Here is a 14,259-nt window from a genome sequence, read left to right as displayed (position 1 = left end):
AATCACAGATGCCCAAGGCACCCCTGCCCAACAAGGAAGAGATCCTCAAGGAGTACGCCACCCACGAGGGTGACACCGGCTCCCCCGAGGTGCAGATCGCGTTGCTGACCGGTCGGATCAACCACCTGACCGCTCACCTCAAGACCCACGCGAAGGACCACCACTCCCGACGCGGCCTGCTGATGCTGGTCGGTCAGAGGAGGAACCTCCTCGGCTACCTCCAGCGCAAGGACATCGAGCGTTACCGCTCGCTGATCCAGCGGCTGGGACTGCGCCGCTAGCACGCCTCGACGGCGCCGGGACCCTTCGGGGCCGGCGCCGTTCGTCGATTTTCTCGGCACGACGTGCCCGGGATCCCGACGGCATCGCACCCACGGGTGCACCTCACAACTGCATACGACCTGCGAGACGATCGCCCCATCCTCGGGCACCGAAGCGCTCTCGGTTGTCAGTGGCCACCCGCCAGCCCGCCTGTACCTCCAGGACTCTGGCGTGTGACCACTGGGAACCGGGGCTGGAGATCCGCCCCCTGACAGGGCAGTCGTCTCGTGCTTCACCAACCAACCCCGCGGCGCACCGATAGGCGTGCGTAGAAGGAACCAACGCGGGACGAAAGGCAACACCACATGACGAAGCTCGGTACCTACTCCGCGTCTGCCACTGTCGGCGGCGTCGAGATCACCATGGAGTCCGGCAAGCTTGCCGGCCAGGCCGGCGGCTCTGTCGTCTGCCACCTCGGCGAGACGATCCTGCTGGTCACCTCGACCGGCAGCCGTGCGCCCAAGGACCACCTCGACTTCTTCCCCCTGACGGTGGACTTCGAGGAGAAGATGTACGCCGCGGGTCGCATCCCGGGCTCCTTCTTCAAGCGCGAGGGACGCCCCAGCGAGAACGCGATCCTGACCTGCCGCCTCGTCGACCGCCCCATGCGGCCGACGTTCCACGACGGCCTGCGCAACGAGATCCAGATCCTCATCACCACGCTGTCCGCGGACCAGTCCAACCCGCCGGACGTCCTGGCCATCAACGGCGCCTCGGCTGCCACGATGCTGGCCGGCATCCCCTTCGACGGCCCGGTCGCCGGTGTCCGCATGGGTATGGACCGCGACGGCAACTGGACGGTCTTCCCCACCTTCGAGTGGATGGACGAAGAGGGCGTGTTCGACCTCGTCGTCGCCGGTCGCCTGAACCCCGACTCCGGTGAGGTCGACGTCCTCATGGTCGAGGCCGAGGCCACCGAGGACGCGGTCACCAAGATCGAGATGGGTGCGGTCAAGCCGACCGAGGAAGTCCTCGGCAAGGCGCTGGAGGAGGCCAAGGGCTACCTCAAGCAGCTGTGTGCCCTGCAGGTGGACTTCGCCGGCAAGGCCCCGAAGGCCGAGGCTCGCGACTTCCCGCTGTTCGCCGCCTACGACTCCCGCGTCTACGACGCCGTGGAGAAGGCCACCGCCAAGGAGCTCGGCCGCATCCTGGTCGACGACCGGATGGACAAGAAGCAGCGCGGCGACGCCATCGCGGAGCTGCGTGACCAGGCGATCGACTACGTGTTCGCCAACGCCGGTGACGTCGACGTCGCCGACGACGAGCTGGAGAAGCAGGCCAAGAACGCCTACCGCTCCCTCGAGAAGACCCTCATCCGTCGCCGCGTCGTCAACGACGGCGTCCGCATCGACGGCCGTGGCCCGGCTGACCTCCGCGCCCTGTCCGCCGAGGTCGGCGTCCTGCCCCGCGCGCACGGCTCGGGCATCTTCACCCGCGGTGAGACCCAGGTCCTGAACATCCTGACGCTCGGCATGATGCGTGACGCCCAGCGCCTGGACACCATCGACCCGAACACCGAGAAGCGGTACATCCACCACTACAACTTCCCGCCGTTCTCCGTCGGCGAGACCGGCTTCATGCGCGGTCCGAAGCGTCGTGAGATCGGTCACGGTGCGCTGGCCGAGCGGGCACTCCTGCCCGTCGTGCCCTCCACCGAGGTCCTGCCCTACGCCATGCGCCTGGTCAGCGAGGTCGTGTCCTCCAACGGCTCGACCTCCATGGCCTCGGTCTGCGCCTCGACCCTGTCCCTGATGGACGCCGGTATCCCGATCCACGCCCCCGTGGCCGGTATCGCGATGGGCCTCATCTCCGAGGACGGCAAGTACACGACCCTCACCGACATCCAGGGAGCCGAGGACGCCTTCGGCGACATGGACTTCAAGGTCGCCGGTACCGCGGACTTCGTGACCGCCCTGCAGCTGGACACCAAGCTGTCGGGTATCCCCGCCCAGGTCCTGGCCGACGCGCTGAACCAGGCCAAGGACGCCCGGATGGAGATCCTGGACGTCATCACGGACTGCATCTCCGAGCCCCGCAAGGAGATGAACAAGTACGCGCCGAAGGTGCACGTCGAGTACATCCCGCAGGACAAGATCGGCGAGGTCATCGGCCCGAAGGGCAAGATCATCCGCGAGATCACCGAGGAGACCGGCGCCAACATCGACGTCGAGGACGACGCCGGTCGCGGTGTGGTGCGCATCTACGCCGCCGACGGTCCCTCGGCCGACATGGCCCTGGCCCGCATCCGTGCGATCGCCAACCCCGTCGTCCCGCAGGAGGGCGAGCGCTACTACGGCACGGTCGTCAAGACCGTCGACTTCGGCGCCTTCGTCAACCTGACCCCGGGTGCAGACGGCCTGCTGCACATCTCCCAGCTGGGCGGCAACAAGCGCCTGGACCACGCGGACGAAGCCGTCAGCGTCGGTGACAAGCTGTGGGTCGAGGTCCGCGAGGTGAAGAACGGCAACAAGTTCTCCCTGGCCATCATCGAGGAGCCGACGGCTGGTGCCGCCGACGACGACGATGACGACGTCGAGGTCGAGGCGCAGCCGGAGACCCGCGCTGCGGAGACCCGCGCGGAGGAGAAGCCGGCCGAGCCCCGCGCCGAGGGTGGCGACCGTGGTCGCAGCCGCGAGCGTGGTGGCGACAGCGACGGTGGCCGGGAGCGCACGCGCACCCGCAGCCGTGACGGTGGGTCCGAGGACGGCGAAGGCCGTCGTCGTCGCCGTCGTCGCTCCTAGTACGGCAGGGATCCGACACCGTGGTTGAAGGCGTCAGGATCCCCGACGGTGTTCGCCTGACCACCCTCCCCAACGGGATCAGGGTGGTCAGCGAGCACATGCCGGGGGTGCGCAGCATCAGCGTCGGTTTCTGGGTGGGGGTCGGCTCGCGACACGAGCAGCCCCCCCTGGAAGGCGCCACCCATTTCCTCGAACACCTGTTGTTCAAGGGGACGGGGCGGCGTTCGGCGCTGGAGATCGCGCAGGTCCTCGACGCGGTCGGGGGCGACATGAACGCCTTCACCACGAAGGAATACACCGCCTACTACGCCCGCTGCCTGGACCGCGACCTGGTCCGGGCGGTGGACGTGCTCGGCGACATGCTGACCGCCTCGGTCGTCGAACCGCACGAGGTGGAGAACGAACGCGACGTGGTGCTGGAGGAGATCCGCATGCACCTCGACGCGCCCGACGACCTGGTGCACTCGGAGTTCGCCCAGGCGTTCTACGGCGACCATCCGCTGGGCAAGGAGATCCTCGGGTCCGAGGCCTCCATGACCGCGATGTCCCGTGACGAGGTCGCTGGCTGGTGGAAGGCGCGGTACACCACCGACGTCATCACCGTGGCCGTGGCCGGCAACGTCGTGCACGACGACCTGGTCAAGCTGGTCGACGAGGCCCTCGGTGGTTACGAACCCGGCTTCCAGAGCGAGGTCGAGACGGTGCAGCCGACCGCTGCGCCGATCGAGCCGCTGCGGGTCCACCGTCGACCGACCGAGCAGGCCCACCTGGTTCTCGGCGGATCGGGGCTGCAGCGCGGCGACGACCGTCGTTGGGCCATGAGCGTGCTCAACCAGGCGCTCGGGGGAGGGATGGCCAGCCGGCTGTTCCAGGAGGTCCGCGAACGGCGCGGCCTGGCCTACAGCGTCTACAGCTACCCCGCCATGTACGCCGACAGCGGCACCTACGCCGTGTACGTCGGGACTGCCCCCGGCAAGGCCGTGGAGACCGTCGAGGTCGTCCGGGCCGAGCTGGAGAAGATGCGGACCGGCGGCATGACTGCCGAGGAGCTCCTGCAGGCCAAGGGGTACCTGACCGGCTCGACCATCCTCGCGCTGGAGGACACCTCCAGCCGGATGACCCGGATGGGTCGCGCCATGACGACGGGCACACCCCTGCTGGGCCTGGACGAGATCATGGCCGCCATCGAGGCCGTCACGGCTGACGAGGTGGCCGAGGTCGCCGAGGTCCTGCTCGGTGGCCCCCAGACGATCGCCGCCGTCGGTCCCCTCGACGCCGACGACCTGGCCGCCGTCGCCTGACCAAGGTGACCGGGAGTCCGGGAACGCGCCTAGACTGTCGGGATGATCGATCCTGATCGCATCGGACTGTTCCTCGCCGCGTCGCTGGCGCTGCTGGTGATCCCCGGTCCGTCCGTGCTGTACATCGTCGCTCGAGGCATCGACCAGGGGAGGGTGGCGGCGCTGGTCAGCGTGGCCGGCATCCACCTGGGCACCGTCGGTCACGTCGTGGCCGCGGCGGTCGGCCTGTCGGCGATCCTTGCGGCCTCGGCGACGGCGTTCACCACGGTCAAGTGGGCCGGGGCGCTGTACCTGGTGTGGCTCGGAATCCGCCGGCTCCGGGCCGACGACGACGCGGTCCACGTCGATGCGGCACGCGTCACCTCCCTGCGGCGGGTGTTCTGGCAGGGGGCCGTCGTCAACGTCCTCAACCCCAAGACCGCGGTGTTCTTCCTGGCCTTCCTCCCCCAGTTCGCCGACCCCGATCGTGGTGCGCTGGCCCCGCAGCTGGTCCTGCTGGGGCTGATGTTCCTGCTGCTCGGCATGGTGACCGACGGCGTGTACGCCCTGGCCTCGGGCGGCGTCGGCCGCGCGCTCGGTCGCTTCAGGCGAGCGGCCCGGGCCAGCAAGTGGGTCACCGGCGGCACCTACATCGCCCTCGGGTTCGGCACCGTGGCCACCGGCACGACGACCGACTGACCACCGGCGTGTGCGTTGCCCACCCCCTGAGGGCGTTGGAGTCGCACAGGGTCGGCCGAGGTGTGCGTTGCCCAGCCCCTGAGGCCGTGGATCGCACACGAGCGTGGAGGGTGTGCGCGTCGGTCCTCCGCTCGGGACGTGCAACGCACCCGGCGGTGGGAGCTGGCGCGCGACGGCCCGTACCATTGCCCGGCCAGTTCGACGACCGCGACCACCCACGGGGCCAGACCCGATGCTCAAGCTCTTCAACACGTTGACCCGCACGCTGGAGGCGTTCACGCCGCTCCAGCCCGGCACGGTCGGCATGTACACCTGCGGGCCGACGGTCTACGCCTACGCCCACATCGGCAACATGCGTGCCTACGTGTTCTCCGACACGCTGCGTCGGGCGCTGCTGTGGCACGGCTACGACGTCACCCAGGTCGTCAACATCACCGACGTCGGCCACCTGGTCTCCGACGCCGACGAGGGCGAGGACAAGCTCGAGGTCGCCGCGGCCCGTGAGGAACGGTCGATCTGGGAGATCGCCGCCCACTACACCGACGCCTTCTTCACCGACATCGACCGGCTGGGGATCCTCCCGCCGAGCGAGGCGCCGCGGGCGACCGACCACATCGACCAGATGATCGCGTTCGGCGAGAAGCTCCAGGCCGACGGGCACACCTACCCCGCCCCGAGCGGCCTGTACTTCGACTCCACGACCGTCACCGGCTACGGCGAGCTGGCCGGCCTGGACATCGAGGGCCTTCGCGAGGGCGCCCGGGTCGAGGCGGTCGAGGGCAAGCGGAACCCGACCGACTTCGCCGTGTGGCGGTCCAGCCCCGACGACGTCAAGCGGCAGATGGAGTGGGACTCGCCGTGGGGCGTCGGCGCACCCGGCTGGCACCTCGAGTGCTCGGTGATGAGCATGGAGTACCTGGGCAACCAGTTCGACATCCACACCGGCGGCGTCGACCACATCCCCGTGCACCACACCAACGAGATCGCCCAGAGCAAGGCGTTCCTCGGTACCGAGGACGCCAGCGACTGGGTGCCCACCTGGATGCACAACGAGTTCGTGCTCTTCGGCGACGAGAAGATGTCGAAGTCCGCCGGGCGCACCCTGCTGGTGGAGGACCTGATCCAGCAGGGCTACCACCCGCGGGTCTACCGCTACCTCCTGCTCGGCTCGACCTACCGCCAGCAGCTGGGCTTCGGTGACGAGGCGATGGACGCCGCACGCACCGCGCTCCTGCGGCTGCTCGGCCGCATCCCCGAGGGCATCTCCACCGACCTGATCACCCACGAGCAGGCGGCCGAGGCGATTGCCACCGAGGAGGGGAGGGGCTACCTCGCGCGCATGCACGACGCCATCTCCAACGACCTCAACACCCCCAAGGTCCTGGCCGAGCTGCACGCGGTCGTCCGCGACGACGACCTGGACGACGCGGACCGTCGGGTCCTCCTGCAGGCCGTCGAGAGCCTCCTTGGCCTTGGCCTGACGTCCCTCACCACCGATGAGGTCCAGCGACCCGCCGGCGACGCCGACGACGACCTCGACACCGACGCCATCGACGCGCTGGTGGCCGACCGGGACCGGGCCCGCGCCGACAAGGACTGGGGACGGGCCGACGAGATCCGCGACCAGCTCGCCGAGCTCGGTGTGGAGCTGCTCGACGGCGCCGACGGGTCGACGTGGCGCCGGCGCCAGTGAGGCGGCATCTATGGTTGACCACATGTTGCGCGTAGCGGTCCTCGGAGCCCTCGGTCGGATGGGGGCCACGGTGTGCGATGCGGTGCGGGAGGACCCCGAGGTCGAGCTCGTCGCCGCGCTCGACGCCGACGACAGCCGCGAGGCCATCATCGACGCCGGCGCCGACGTCTGTGTGGACTTCACCCACCCCGACTCGGTGCGGACCAACACCGCGTGGCTGCTCAAGGCCGGCGTGCACGCCGTCGTGGGCACGACTGGCCTGACCGACGACGACCTCGACCAGCTCCGCGCGCTCACCGGGCCCGCGAACGCCGTCGTCGCCCCCAACTTCGCCATCGGTGCGGTGCTGATGATGGAGCTGTCCCGCCAGGTGGCCGCCCACATGCCGCACGTGGAGATCATCGAGTCCCACCACGACCGCAAGGTCGACGCCCCCAGCGGGACGGCCCTGCGCACCGCCAAGCTGATCGCCGAGGGCCGACAGCAGGCCATCGACGTGCCGGGCCCAGACGGGCACCCGGCGAGGGGACAGGTCACCGAGGACATCCCCGTGCACTCCGTCCGGCTGCCGGGACTCGTGGCACACCAGGAGGTCGTGTTCGGCGGGCTGGGGCAGACGCTGACCATCCGCCACGACTCCATCGACCGCACGTCCTTCATGCCCGGCGTCCTGCTGGCCGTCAAGGAGGTTCCGCGTCGCCCGGGCCTGACGGTGGGCCTGGAGCACCTGCTGTTCGACAGCTGAGCCCACGTCCCACATACGTGGGCCCGAGGGCGACACCGCTTAGTCTGGTTACGTGGCCCCCGTCGGCAGCAGCGACGTCCCGCGCGACTTCGACGCGGGAACCCTCTGCCTGCAGTACCTCGACGCCCCCGAGGACCCCGAGGACCTGTCGGGCTGGGCTCGGACGCACCTGCAGGTCCGCGACCTCCTTCCGTTGGTCGACGACGAACGCCGCGACGCCCAGACCCTGCACGACGCCGTCAGCCGCATCGCCGCCATGCTGGTCGTCGGCGGTGCACCGTCCATCGGTGACATCGCCCGGCTGAACCGGCTCGCCGACCAGCCCGACCTCGCGCCGCAGGTCGGCGCCGGTGGGGCCCGGGGCTGGCCGATCGAGGTCAGCCACGGCCAGGTCCTGGCCACGGTGGCGCGCGACGCCGTGCTGCTGGTCACCGATGCCGACCACGATCGGGTTCGCCGCTGTGCCGCCGAGGACTGCGACCTGGTCTTCCTCGACACCTCGCGTCCCGGCCGCCGTCGATGGTGCAGCATGTCGCGCTGCGGCAACCGCGCGAAGGTGCGCGCCCACCGAGCGCGTGCGAGTGGGCCCATCCACGACGTCGACGACCGGCCGACGTAGGCTCACCGCCATGGCACGCACCAGGGTCGATCCCGTCCTGACCGCGATCGTGGAGGCCGCGACCCGGGGCACCGGCGCCTCCCACGGCCTGCTGCTCGCCATCGAGGGACGGGTCATGCGCGTCGCGGCCAGCGCCGGCGCGCTCGGCTGGGACGTCGTGGGCGAACCCATCTCCGCAGGGGAGGGCGTGGCCGGCTACGTCGCGGCATCGGGGCAACCGCTCGCGCTGTCCGCGGACTCCGCCGACCCGAGGCTGGGGGAGGGGACCGCCAGCCTGCTGGGTCACAACCCCTCCGCCGTCCTTGCCGTGCCCGTCGACGGGGGCAGCCGCATCGTTGGTGTGCTCGAGCTGATCGACCCCCACGACGGCCTGTTCGACGTCGCCGACACCGAGCAGGCGATGCTGCACGCGACCGTCGCCTCGGCCGCGCTGACCGACGCCCGCCTCGGGGCACTGGCCGACGTGCCCGAACCCGCGGAGATCGCTGCCGAGCTCCGACGGCTGGCCGAGGTCGACCCCAGCCGCTACGCCACCGTCGCCACGATCATCGAGGCGCTGGTCCGCTGATGTCCCGCTCCGACATCCCGGCCTGGGCCAAGGACTCCTCGGTGATGCGGTTGCCCGACGCCATCAGGCTCGGCGGGATCACGCCGGAGTGGGCCTGGGGAGGGGCCGACGGCAGCGGCGTGCGGGTGGCGATCGTGGACAGCGGTGTCGACGCCGACCACCCGGCGCTGGAGGGGTGTGTGGACGTCGAGGAGGGGGTGGCCCTGCGGCTCGGCCCCGACGGCGAGATCGAGGAGGTCAGGGGCGCGCATCGCGACGCCTTCGGCCACGGCACGGCCTGCGCCGGCATCGTGCACGACCTGGCACCGGGGGCCCGGGTCACCAGCGTGAAGGTGCTCGGCGAGGGGCTTGCGGGCAAAGCCGCGGTGTTCCTCCGCGGCCTGGCCTGGTGCGTCGAGCAGGGATTCGACGTCATCAACCTGTCGCTCGGGACCACCCGGGAGGACTGGGCCCTGCCGTTCCACGAGGTCTGCGACCGGGCCTACTTCGCCGGCTCCCTGGTGGTCACGGCGGCCAACAACGTGCAGCGCCCGTCCTGGCCGTCGTTGTTGTCCAGCGTGGTCAGCGTGGCGTGCAACACCACCGAGGATCCCGAACGCTTCCACTTCAACCCCGACCCGCCGACGGAGTTCCTGGCTCGCGGCGTCGATGTCGACGTTGCGTGGAGGGGCGGTCAGCGGATCACGGGGACCGGCAACTCCTACGCCGCCCCGCACATCGCCGGCATGGCGGCCCGCATCCTCTCCAAGCACCCCGGGCTGCGGCCGTTCCAGGTCAAGACGATCCTGTGGGCCACCGCAGCCAACGTGCAGGAGGCGCCCAGCCGGCCGGGGTCCCTGCGGCCCCGCCCGGGCCTGTCGGCACGGGCGTCGGGGGTGTTCGACCTCGCGCAGATGCGCGCGGCGGAGGCCCGGGGTCGGTGACGGCGACCGTCAGCCGTCGGCGACCACCGACGTCGACCCCGAGGTGAAGAAACGCGTCCTGACGGTGTTGTCCTCGTCGCTGACGTAGAGGAAGCGCCCCTTGGCGTCCGCGGCCAGTCCCTCCACACGGAACAGGCCGTCGAACCGGTGCACGACCTCGATGTCCATCGCCTGCACCACCGCGCGGGCCTCCAGCCGGCCCGGCAGGTCGCCGACCACGTGCACCGACTCGGCCACGCCTCCCTCCGGGTGCTGGTCGAGCAGGATCGAGTCGTCGGGATCGGAGTCGAGGTTGCCCAGCAGGGCGTGCAACCGCCCGCCGGCCAGGTGCAGGTCCCGCACGCCGACCGGTGCGGCCCTCGACCCGACGCCGTCGAGCACGACCACCCGCCCCGGTTCGGGGTCCTCCGTCGCGGGGTCGAACAGCCGCTCGGGGTGGTGGACCTCGACCACCATCGCCTGCCCCATCCGCGTGACCGGTACCCGCAGGCCGAGCAGCAGGGAGCCGTCCTCGGTGAACGCCGCTCCCTCGATGTTGACCGGGGAGTCGTCGTGGGCCAGGCGCCACGACCACGGTTGCTCGTCACCGATGGCCTGCTTGCGCGCCTTCCCCAACGTCTTGCGCAGGAACTTGGGTGACCAGGCCATCAGGTCCACCCCGGCGGCGTGGAGGGCGTCGTTGACCACCCGGTGCAGGACGAAGGGGTCGGCGCTGACGTGCAGGTCGGCGGTGGGCCGACCCTCCTCGTCGACGGTCACGTCGGACTCGTGGAACCTGGCCACGAAGTTGCGGGCCGCCTCGAGCGGGCCCTCCTTGGATCCGTAGGCCGACCCCAGGACGTACACCCACCCGTCGTGGAGGGCGATCGCCTCGCCGTCGTCGGTCGGGCCGGTCGGGGTGGTGATCGTGGCCACCAAGTGGGTGCTCCCCCAGCGGGCGGTGGGTTCCTCGGTCCCGGCGGCCTGGCCGATGAGGGCCACGCAGCGTTCGACCGGCCCGTCGTCGAGGACCGTCCAGTACAGCGGGTCCATGCCCAACCGGTCCTTCAGCTCGGCGGAGCCGCTGGCCACGAGGCCGCTGGCCTCCTGTGGTTCGAGGTCGAGGTCGACGGCATGGTGCAGGGGATCGGACATCTGGGCCTCTCGTGGGGTCGGGGGCGTCGGTCCGACCCCTACCCGGGGGCACGGGCGATGTCACATCCGAGGGGTACGGTGAACGTCCATCCGCCTGAGCGATCAGACCGACCAGACCCGAGGTGACCGGCGCCGTGACCGACCTGCAGCAGCCCCAGACCGGAGCAGAGCCCGCCGAGGGGGCCCCGACCGTGCCGTCGGCGACCGTCGTGGCCGACAGCGTGTCGCCGGAGGGCGTCCGCGTGACCACCATCGAGGTGACGCTGCACCGGTTCGTCCTGGCCGAGCTCAACACCCACCGCGTGTTCTCCCGCAACTCCGCGTCCTCACGGGCCATCCCGATCGGCAAGCAGATCGCCCGGGTCGAGACCGACCCGGCCATGCCGGTGGAGTTCGGCGCCAACCAGCGGGGCATGCAGGCCGGCGCACCCCTGGAGGGGGAGGAGGAGAAGGCGGCCATCGATGCGTGGCTGCGGGCCCGTGACGCCGCCGTCGACGCGGTTCGTGTCCTCGACGACCTCGGCGTGCACAAGCAGGTCGCCAACCGCATCCTCGAGCCGTTCATGTGGCACACCGTCATCGTGACGGCCACGGACTGGGACGGGTTCTGGCACCAGCGCTGCAGCCCGCTCGCCCAGCCCGAGATCCGTGTCGCCGCCGAGGCGATGCGCGAGGCGTTCGACGCGTCCACGCCACGGGCCATGGCCGCAGGGGAGTGGCACACGCCCTACGTCCGCGACGACGAGCTGGACCTCGACGACCGGACCAAGCGACGCATCTCCGCCGCCCGTTGCGCCCGCGTCAGCTACCTGACCCACGACGGCCGTCGCGACCTCTCGGCCGACGAGGAGCTGTACCAGCGGCTCGTCACCGCCGACCCGCCCCACTGGTCCCCCCTGGAGCACGTCGCCACCCCGGCCGTCGACGGCGAGGCCGTGCTCGGCAACCTCCGCGGCTGGCACCAGCTCCGCCACCGCCTGGACAACGCCGGCTGACCGTCGGGGCGGCCCGCCAGCCGCTCAGCCGTGGTCGACCGGAGCGGGACGGTCCTCACCACCGGAGACCATGCCCCGGTCGACCAGCACGAACAGCGCCACGAGGGCCGGGACGACCAGGACGCCGGCGACCGCGAACGCGATCAGCAGGCCGGTGAGCGTTGCCGGTGCACCCGCGGCGTCGGCGATCGTGACCTCGTCGACGAGCAACCACGGGTACTGCGCGACGCCCCAACCCACCACGATCGCACCGACCGACACGGCCGCGGACACCCGGGCCACCACGAACCGTCGTGTGCGCAGCAGCCACAGGGTGGTCAGTCCACCGACGCCCGACAGCACCACGAGGGGCAGCGCTCGACCGGTCAGGCCCTCGGCCAGGGTGGGCGCGTCAGCAACGATCACGACGATGCCCGCGAGGGCGACGACGCCGGTCCCGAGCCCCGTGGCCAGCCCCCGCACGCGGAACCACTCCGCCAGGTTCGACAGTCCCATGCGGTCGGCATCCCTGGCCATGAACACCGCCGCCAGGAACGCGCAGGTCAGGACCGCGAGCACTCCGCCGAGCCAAGAGGTCGGCCCGGTCCACGACGTCAGCCGGTCGCCCACACCGTCGGCAGGCACGCGTCCCGACGCCACGGCGCCAGCGATCATGCCGAGGAAGAAGGGCGTGATCAGCGACGCGCCGGCGAACAGCACGCCGTACAGGCGGGCGGTGTGCAGGTCGTCGGCGAACTTCCGGTACGCGAAGCCGGCACCCCGCAGGACGATGCCGAGCCCGACGAAGGAGAGCGGGACGTAGACGGTTCCGACCAGCGCGACGAACGAGCGAGGGAACGCCGTCCACAGGAAGACGATCACGAAGATCAACCAGACGTGGTTGGCCTCCCACACCGGGGCGATGGAGTGGTCGACCAACCGGCGGACGGCACCGCCGCGACGGGCGTTGCCGGCCAGCAGGTCCCACACCCCGGAGCCGAAGTCGGCACCCCCGAACACCGCGTACAGGACAACCCCGAGGAAGAGGATCGCCGCGACGGCGTCGGCGGCGCTCATGCGCGCACCTCCGGCTGATCGGCCGTGTCGCTTGCCACCAACGCGGCCGGTGGCCCGTAGGGGGCCGCCGGGGCCTCGCCCAGCGCCCACCGCCGCGACATCGACCGCAGCACGACGACGGTGGCGACCGTCATCCCGGCGTAGACCACCGCGAGCACCGTGTAGGAGGTCCAGATCCAGGACGCGTCGGTCACCGCGTCCGCGGTGCGGACCAGCCCGTGGACGATCCACGGCTGGCGGCCCACCTCCGTCGTGATCCAGCCGGTCTCCAGCGCGATCACGGCAGCCGGGGCGGCGACGACCAGGGCGCGCAGGAACCATCGGCTCCGGGGCAACCGCCGTCGCCGCGCGAGGACGAACAGGGCGAACGCCCCGAGGCCGGCCAGCGCGGTACCGATGCTGACCATGGTCGCGAAGCTGTAGCGCACCACGTTGACGGGCGGACGGTCCTCCGGAGGGACCGAGGCGAGGCCCGCCACCTCGCCGTCGAAGGAGTTGGTGGCCAGGAACGACAGCAGGCCGGGCACTTCGATCCCGCCCGAGACCCGGTCGCCCTCGTACAGGCCCCCGATCGTCAGCGGCGCACGCCGCATGGTCTCGGGAAGGCCCTCGATGGCGGCAAGCTTGATCGGCTGGTCCTCGGCGATGCGCTGGCCGGCCATGTGCCCCACGACCGGTTGGGCCAGGGAGGCCACCGCGGCGAAGACCAGCGGCACGGCGATGCCGATCCGGTGCAGATGGTCGTCCCGGCCGCGCAGACGCCCGAGGGCGTACACCGCTGACACCGCGAAGCCGGCGACCATGTAGGCGGCGAGGAACATGTGCAGGTAGCTGGTGCCGACCGCCGGGTTCAGCATGGCCGCCCAGGGATCGATGTCGGCGGGGACGCCGTCGACCATCGTGAACCCGGTCGGGGTGTTCATCCAGGCGTTGACGCTGATGATGAAGAACGTCCCCGCGGCGCCGGCCAGCATGACGGGCACGAGGGTGGCCACGTGCACCCGGTCGGGCAGACGACCCCAGCCGTAGAGGTAGATGCCGAGGAAGATCGCCTCCAGGAAGAACGCGACGCCCTCCAGCGCGAACGGCAGGCCGATCACGTCGCCGAAGGGCCCCATCAGCCCGGGCCACAGCATCCCCATCTCGAAGGAGAGGATGGTGCCGCTGACGGCGCCGACGGCGAACAGGACGCCGGCAACCTTCGACCAGCGCTTGGCGAGCACCAACGCGTCGGCGTCGCCGCGGATGCCGCGGACATGCATGGCGAAGATGATCGCGGGGAAGGCCACCCCGAACGAGGCCAGCACGATGTGCCACCCCAACGACAGGGCCATCTGGTTGCGTGCGGCCAGCAGGTCGCTGGCGGACTGGGCGAACAGGATCGTGTCCATGGCGATGGATCAACACCTTCGGCGGAAGCGGGACCCTCGTCGGAGGAGTCGTCTTGATCGACCGATCGGTTCCATGTCGGTCCATGGATTCCTC

At 70.7% G+C, this 14,259-nt stretch carries 13 protein-coding genes; 10 read left to right on the top strand and 3 right to left on the bottom strand.

Annotation, left to right across the window (positions count from 1 at the left end; genetic code table 11):
* The first annotated feature begins 8 nt into the window (after positions 1-8).
* The 9 genes from rpsO to DVS28_RS16485 all read left to right on the top strand — a co-directional run bounded on the left by rpsO (position 9) and on the right by DVS28_RS16485 (position 9,589).
* Positions 9-281, top strand: coding sequence for a 30S ribosomal protein S15 (rpsO, locus tag DVS28_RS16525; protein ID WP_114592437.1), 273 nt, complete (start codon positions 9-11; stop codon positions 279-281).
* A 345-nt stretch (positions 282-626) separates the two neighbouring features.
* Positions 627-3,062 (top strand): polyribonucleotide nucleotidyltransferase, encoded by a 2,436-nt coding sequence (locus DVS28_RS16520; protein ID WP_114592436.1) that lies wholly within the window; start codon positions 627-629, stop codon positions 3,060-3,062.
* Positions 3,063-3,082: 20 nt separating this feature from the next.
* Positions 3,083-4,363: a M16 family metallopeptidase gene (locus DVS28_RS16515; protein ID WP_114592435.1), complete on the top strand. Its 1,281-nt coding sequence runs from the start codon at positions 3,083-3,085 to the stop codon at positions 4,361-4,363.
* A gap of 42 nt (positions 4,364-4,405) precedes the next feature.
* Complete coding sequence (locus tag DVS28_RS16510) at positions 4,406-5,041, top strand: LysE family translocator (protein WP_114592434.1); 636 nt, start codon at positions 4,406-4,408, stop codon at positions 5,039-5,041.
* Positions 5,042-5,273: 232 nt separating this feature from the next.
* Positions 5,274-6,734, top strand: coding sequence for a cysteine--tRNA ligase (gene cysS / locus DVS28_RS16505; protein ID WP_114592433.1), 1,461 nt, complete (start codon positions 5,274-5,276; stop codon positions 6,732-6,734).
* A 22-nt stretch (positions 6,735-6,756) separates the two neighbouring features.
* Positions 6,757-7,479, top strand: a complete 723-nt coding sequence (gene dapB, locus DVS28_RS16500; protein WP_114594230.1) for a 4-hydroxy-tetrahydrodipicolinate reductase — start codon at positions 6,757-6,759, stop codon at positions 7,477-7,479.
* Positions 7,480-7,531: 52 nt separating this feature from the next.
* Entirely contained in the window at positions 7,532-8,098 is a 567-nt protein-coding gene (locus tag DVS28_RS16495) for a CGNR zinc finger domain-containing protein (protein ID WP_114592432.1), read from the top strand.
* Positions 8,099-8,108: 10 nt separating this feature from the next.
* On the top strand, positions 8,109-8,666 hold the full coding sequence (locus DVS28_RS16490; RefSeq protein ID WP_114592431.1) for a GAF domain-containing protein: 558 nt from the start codon (positions 8,109-8,111) through the stop codon (positions 8,664-8,666).
* Entirely contained in the window at positions 8,666-9,589 is a 924-nt protein-coding gene (locus DVS28_RS16485) for a S8 family serine peptidase (protein ID WP_114592430.1), read from the top strand. The genes DVS28_RS16490 and DVS28_RS16485 overlap by 1 nt, the downstream gene beginning before the upstream one ends.
* Before the next feature lie 9 nt (positions 9,590-9,598).
* On the opposite strand, the gene DVS28_RS16480 is transcribed toward DVS28_RS16485, so the two are convergent.
* Positions 9,599-10,723 carry a hypothetical protein gene (locus DVS28_RS16480; protein WP_114592429.1) on the bottom strand — a complete coding sequence of 375 codons (1,125 nt, stop codon included), beginning with the start codon at positions 10,721-10,723 and terminating at the stop codon, positions 9,599-9,601.
* A gap of 134 nt (positions 10,724-10,857) precedes the next feature.
* Between DVS28_RS16480 and DVS28_RS16475 the strand changes: the two genes are divergently transcribed.
* Positions 10,858-11,718 (top strand): FAD-dependent thymidylate synthase, encoded by an 861-nt coding sequence (locus DVS28_RS16475; RefSeq protein WP_164710651.1) that lies wholly within the window; start codon positions 10,858-10,860, stop codon positions 11,716-11,718.
* A 24-nt stretch (positions 11,719-11,742) separates the two neighbouring features.
* On the opposite strand, the gene DVS28_RS16470 is transcribed toward DVS28_RS16475, so the two are convergent.
* Both DVS28_RS16470 and DVS28_RS16465 read right to left on the bottom strand, forming a co-directional pair.
* Positions 11,743-12,774 carry a cytochrome d ubiquinol oxidase subunit II gene (locus tag DVS28_RS16470; protein WP_114592427.1) on the bottom strand — a complete coding sequence of 344 codons (1,032 nt, stop codon included), beginning with the start codon at positions 12,772-12,774 and terminating at the stop codon, positions 11,743-11,745.
* Complete coding sequence (locus DVS28_RS16465) at positions 12,771-14,165, bottom strand: cytochrome ubiquinol oxidase subunit I (RefSeq protein WP_216826091.1); 1,395 nt, start codon at positions 14,163-14,165, stop codon at positions 12,771-12,773. The genes DVS28_RS16470 and DVS28_RS16465 overlap by 4 nt, the downstream gene beginning before the upstream one ends.
* Between the last annotated feature and the right edge of the window lie 94 nt (positions 14,166-14,259).

This window comes from Euzebya pacifica, from assembly GCF_003344865.1.
GTDB classification, from domain to species: domain Bacteria; phylum Actinomycetota; class Nitriliruptoria; order Euzebyales; family Euzebyaceae; genus Euzebya; species Euzebya pacifica.
Note: the sequence above shows the minus strand (reverse complement) of the source record. Positions and strands in the feature narration are given on the sequence as shown.

What these genes read in the sequence shown, in the direction of transcription:
- rpsO (WP_114592437.1), top strand. Translation starts at nt 9, where the DNA reads ATGCCCAAGGCACCCCTGCCCAACAAGGAAGAGATCCTCAAGGAGTAC.
- DVS28_RS16520 (WP_114592436.1), top strand. Translation starts at nt 627, where the DNA reads ATGACGAAGCTCGGTACCTACTCCGCGTCTGCCACTGTCGGCGGCGTC.
- DVS28_RS16510 (WP_114592434.1), top strand. Translation starts at nt 4,406, where the DNA reads ATGATCGATCCTGATCGCATCGGACTGTTCCTCGCCGCGTCGCTGGCG.
- cysS (WP_114592433.1), top strand. Translation starts at nt 5,274, where the DNA reads ATGCTCAAGCTCTTCAACACGTTGACCCGCACGCTGGAGGCGTTCACG.
- dapB (WP_114594230.1), top strand. Translation starts at nt 6,757, where the DNA reads ATGTTGCGCGTAGCGGTCCTCGGAGCCCTCGGTCGGATGGGGGCCACG.
- DVS28_RS16490 (WP_114592431.1), top strand. Translation starts at nt 8,109, where the DNA reads ATGGCACGCACCAGGGTCGATCCCGTCCTGACCGCGATCGTGGAGGCC.
- DVS28_RS16485 (WP_114592430.1), top strand. Translation starts at nt 8,666, where the DNA reads ATGTCCCGCTCCGACATCCCGGCCTGGGCCAAGGACTCCTCGGTGATG.
- DVS28_RS16480 (WP_114592429.1), bottom strand. Translation starts at nt 10,723, where the DNA reads ATGTCCGATCCCCTGCACCATGCCGTCGACCTCGACCTCGAACCACAG.
- DVS28_RS16470 (WP_114592427.1), bottom strand. Translation starts at nt 12,774, where the DNA reads ATGAGCGCCGCCGACGCCGTCGCGGCGATCCTCTTCCTCGGGGTTGTC.
- DVS28_RS16465 (WP_216826091.1), bottom strand. Translation starts at nt 14,165, where the DNA reads ATGGACACGATCCTGTTCGCCCAGTCCGCCAGCGACCTGCTGGCCGCA.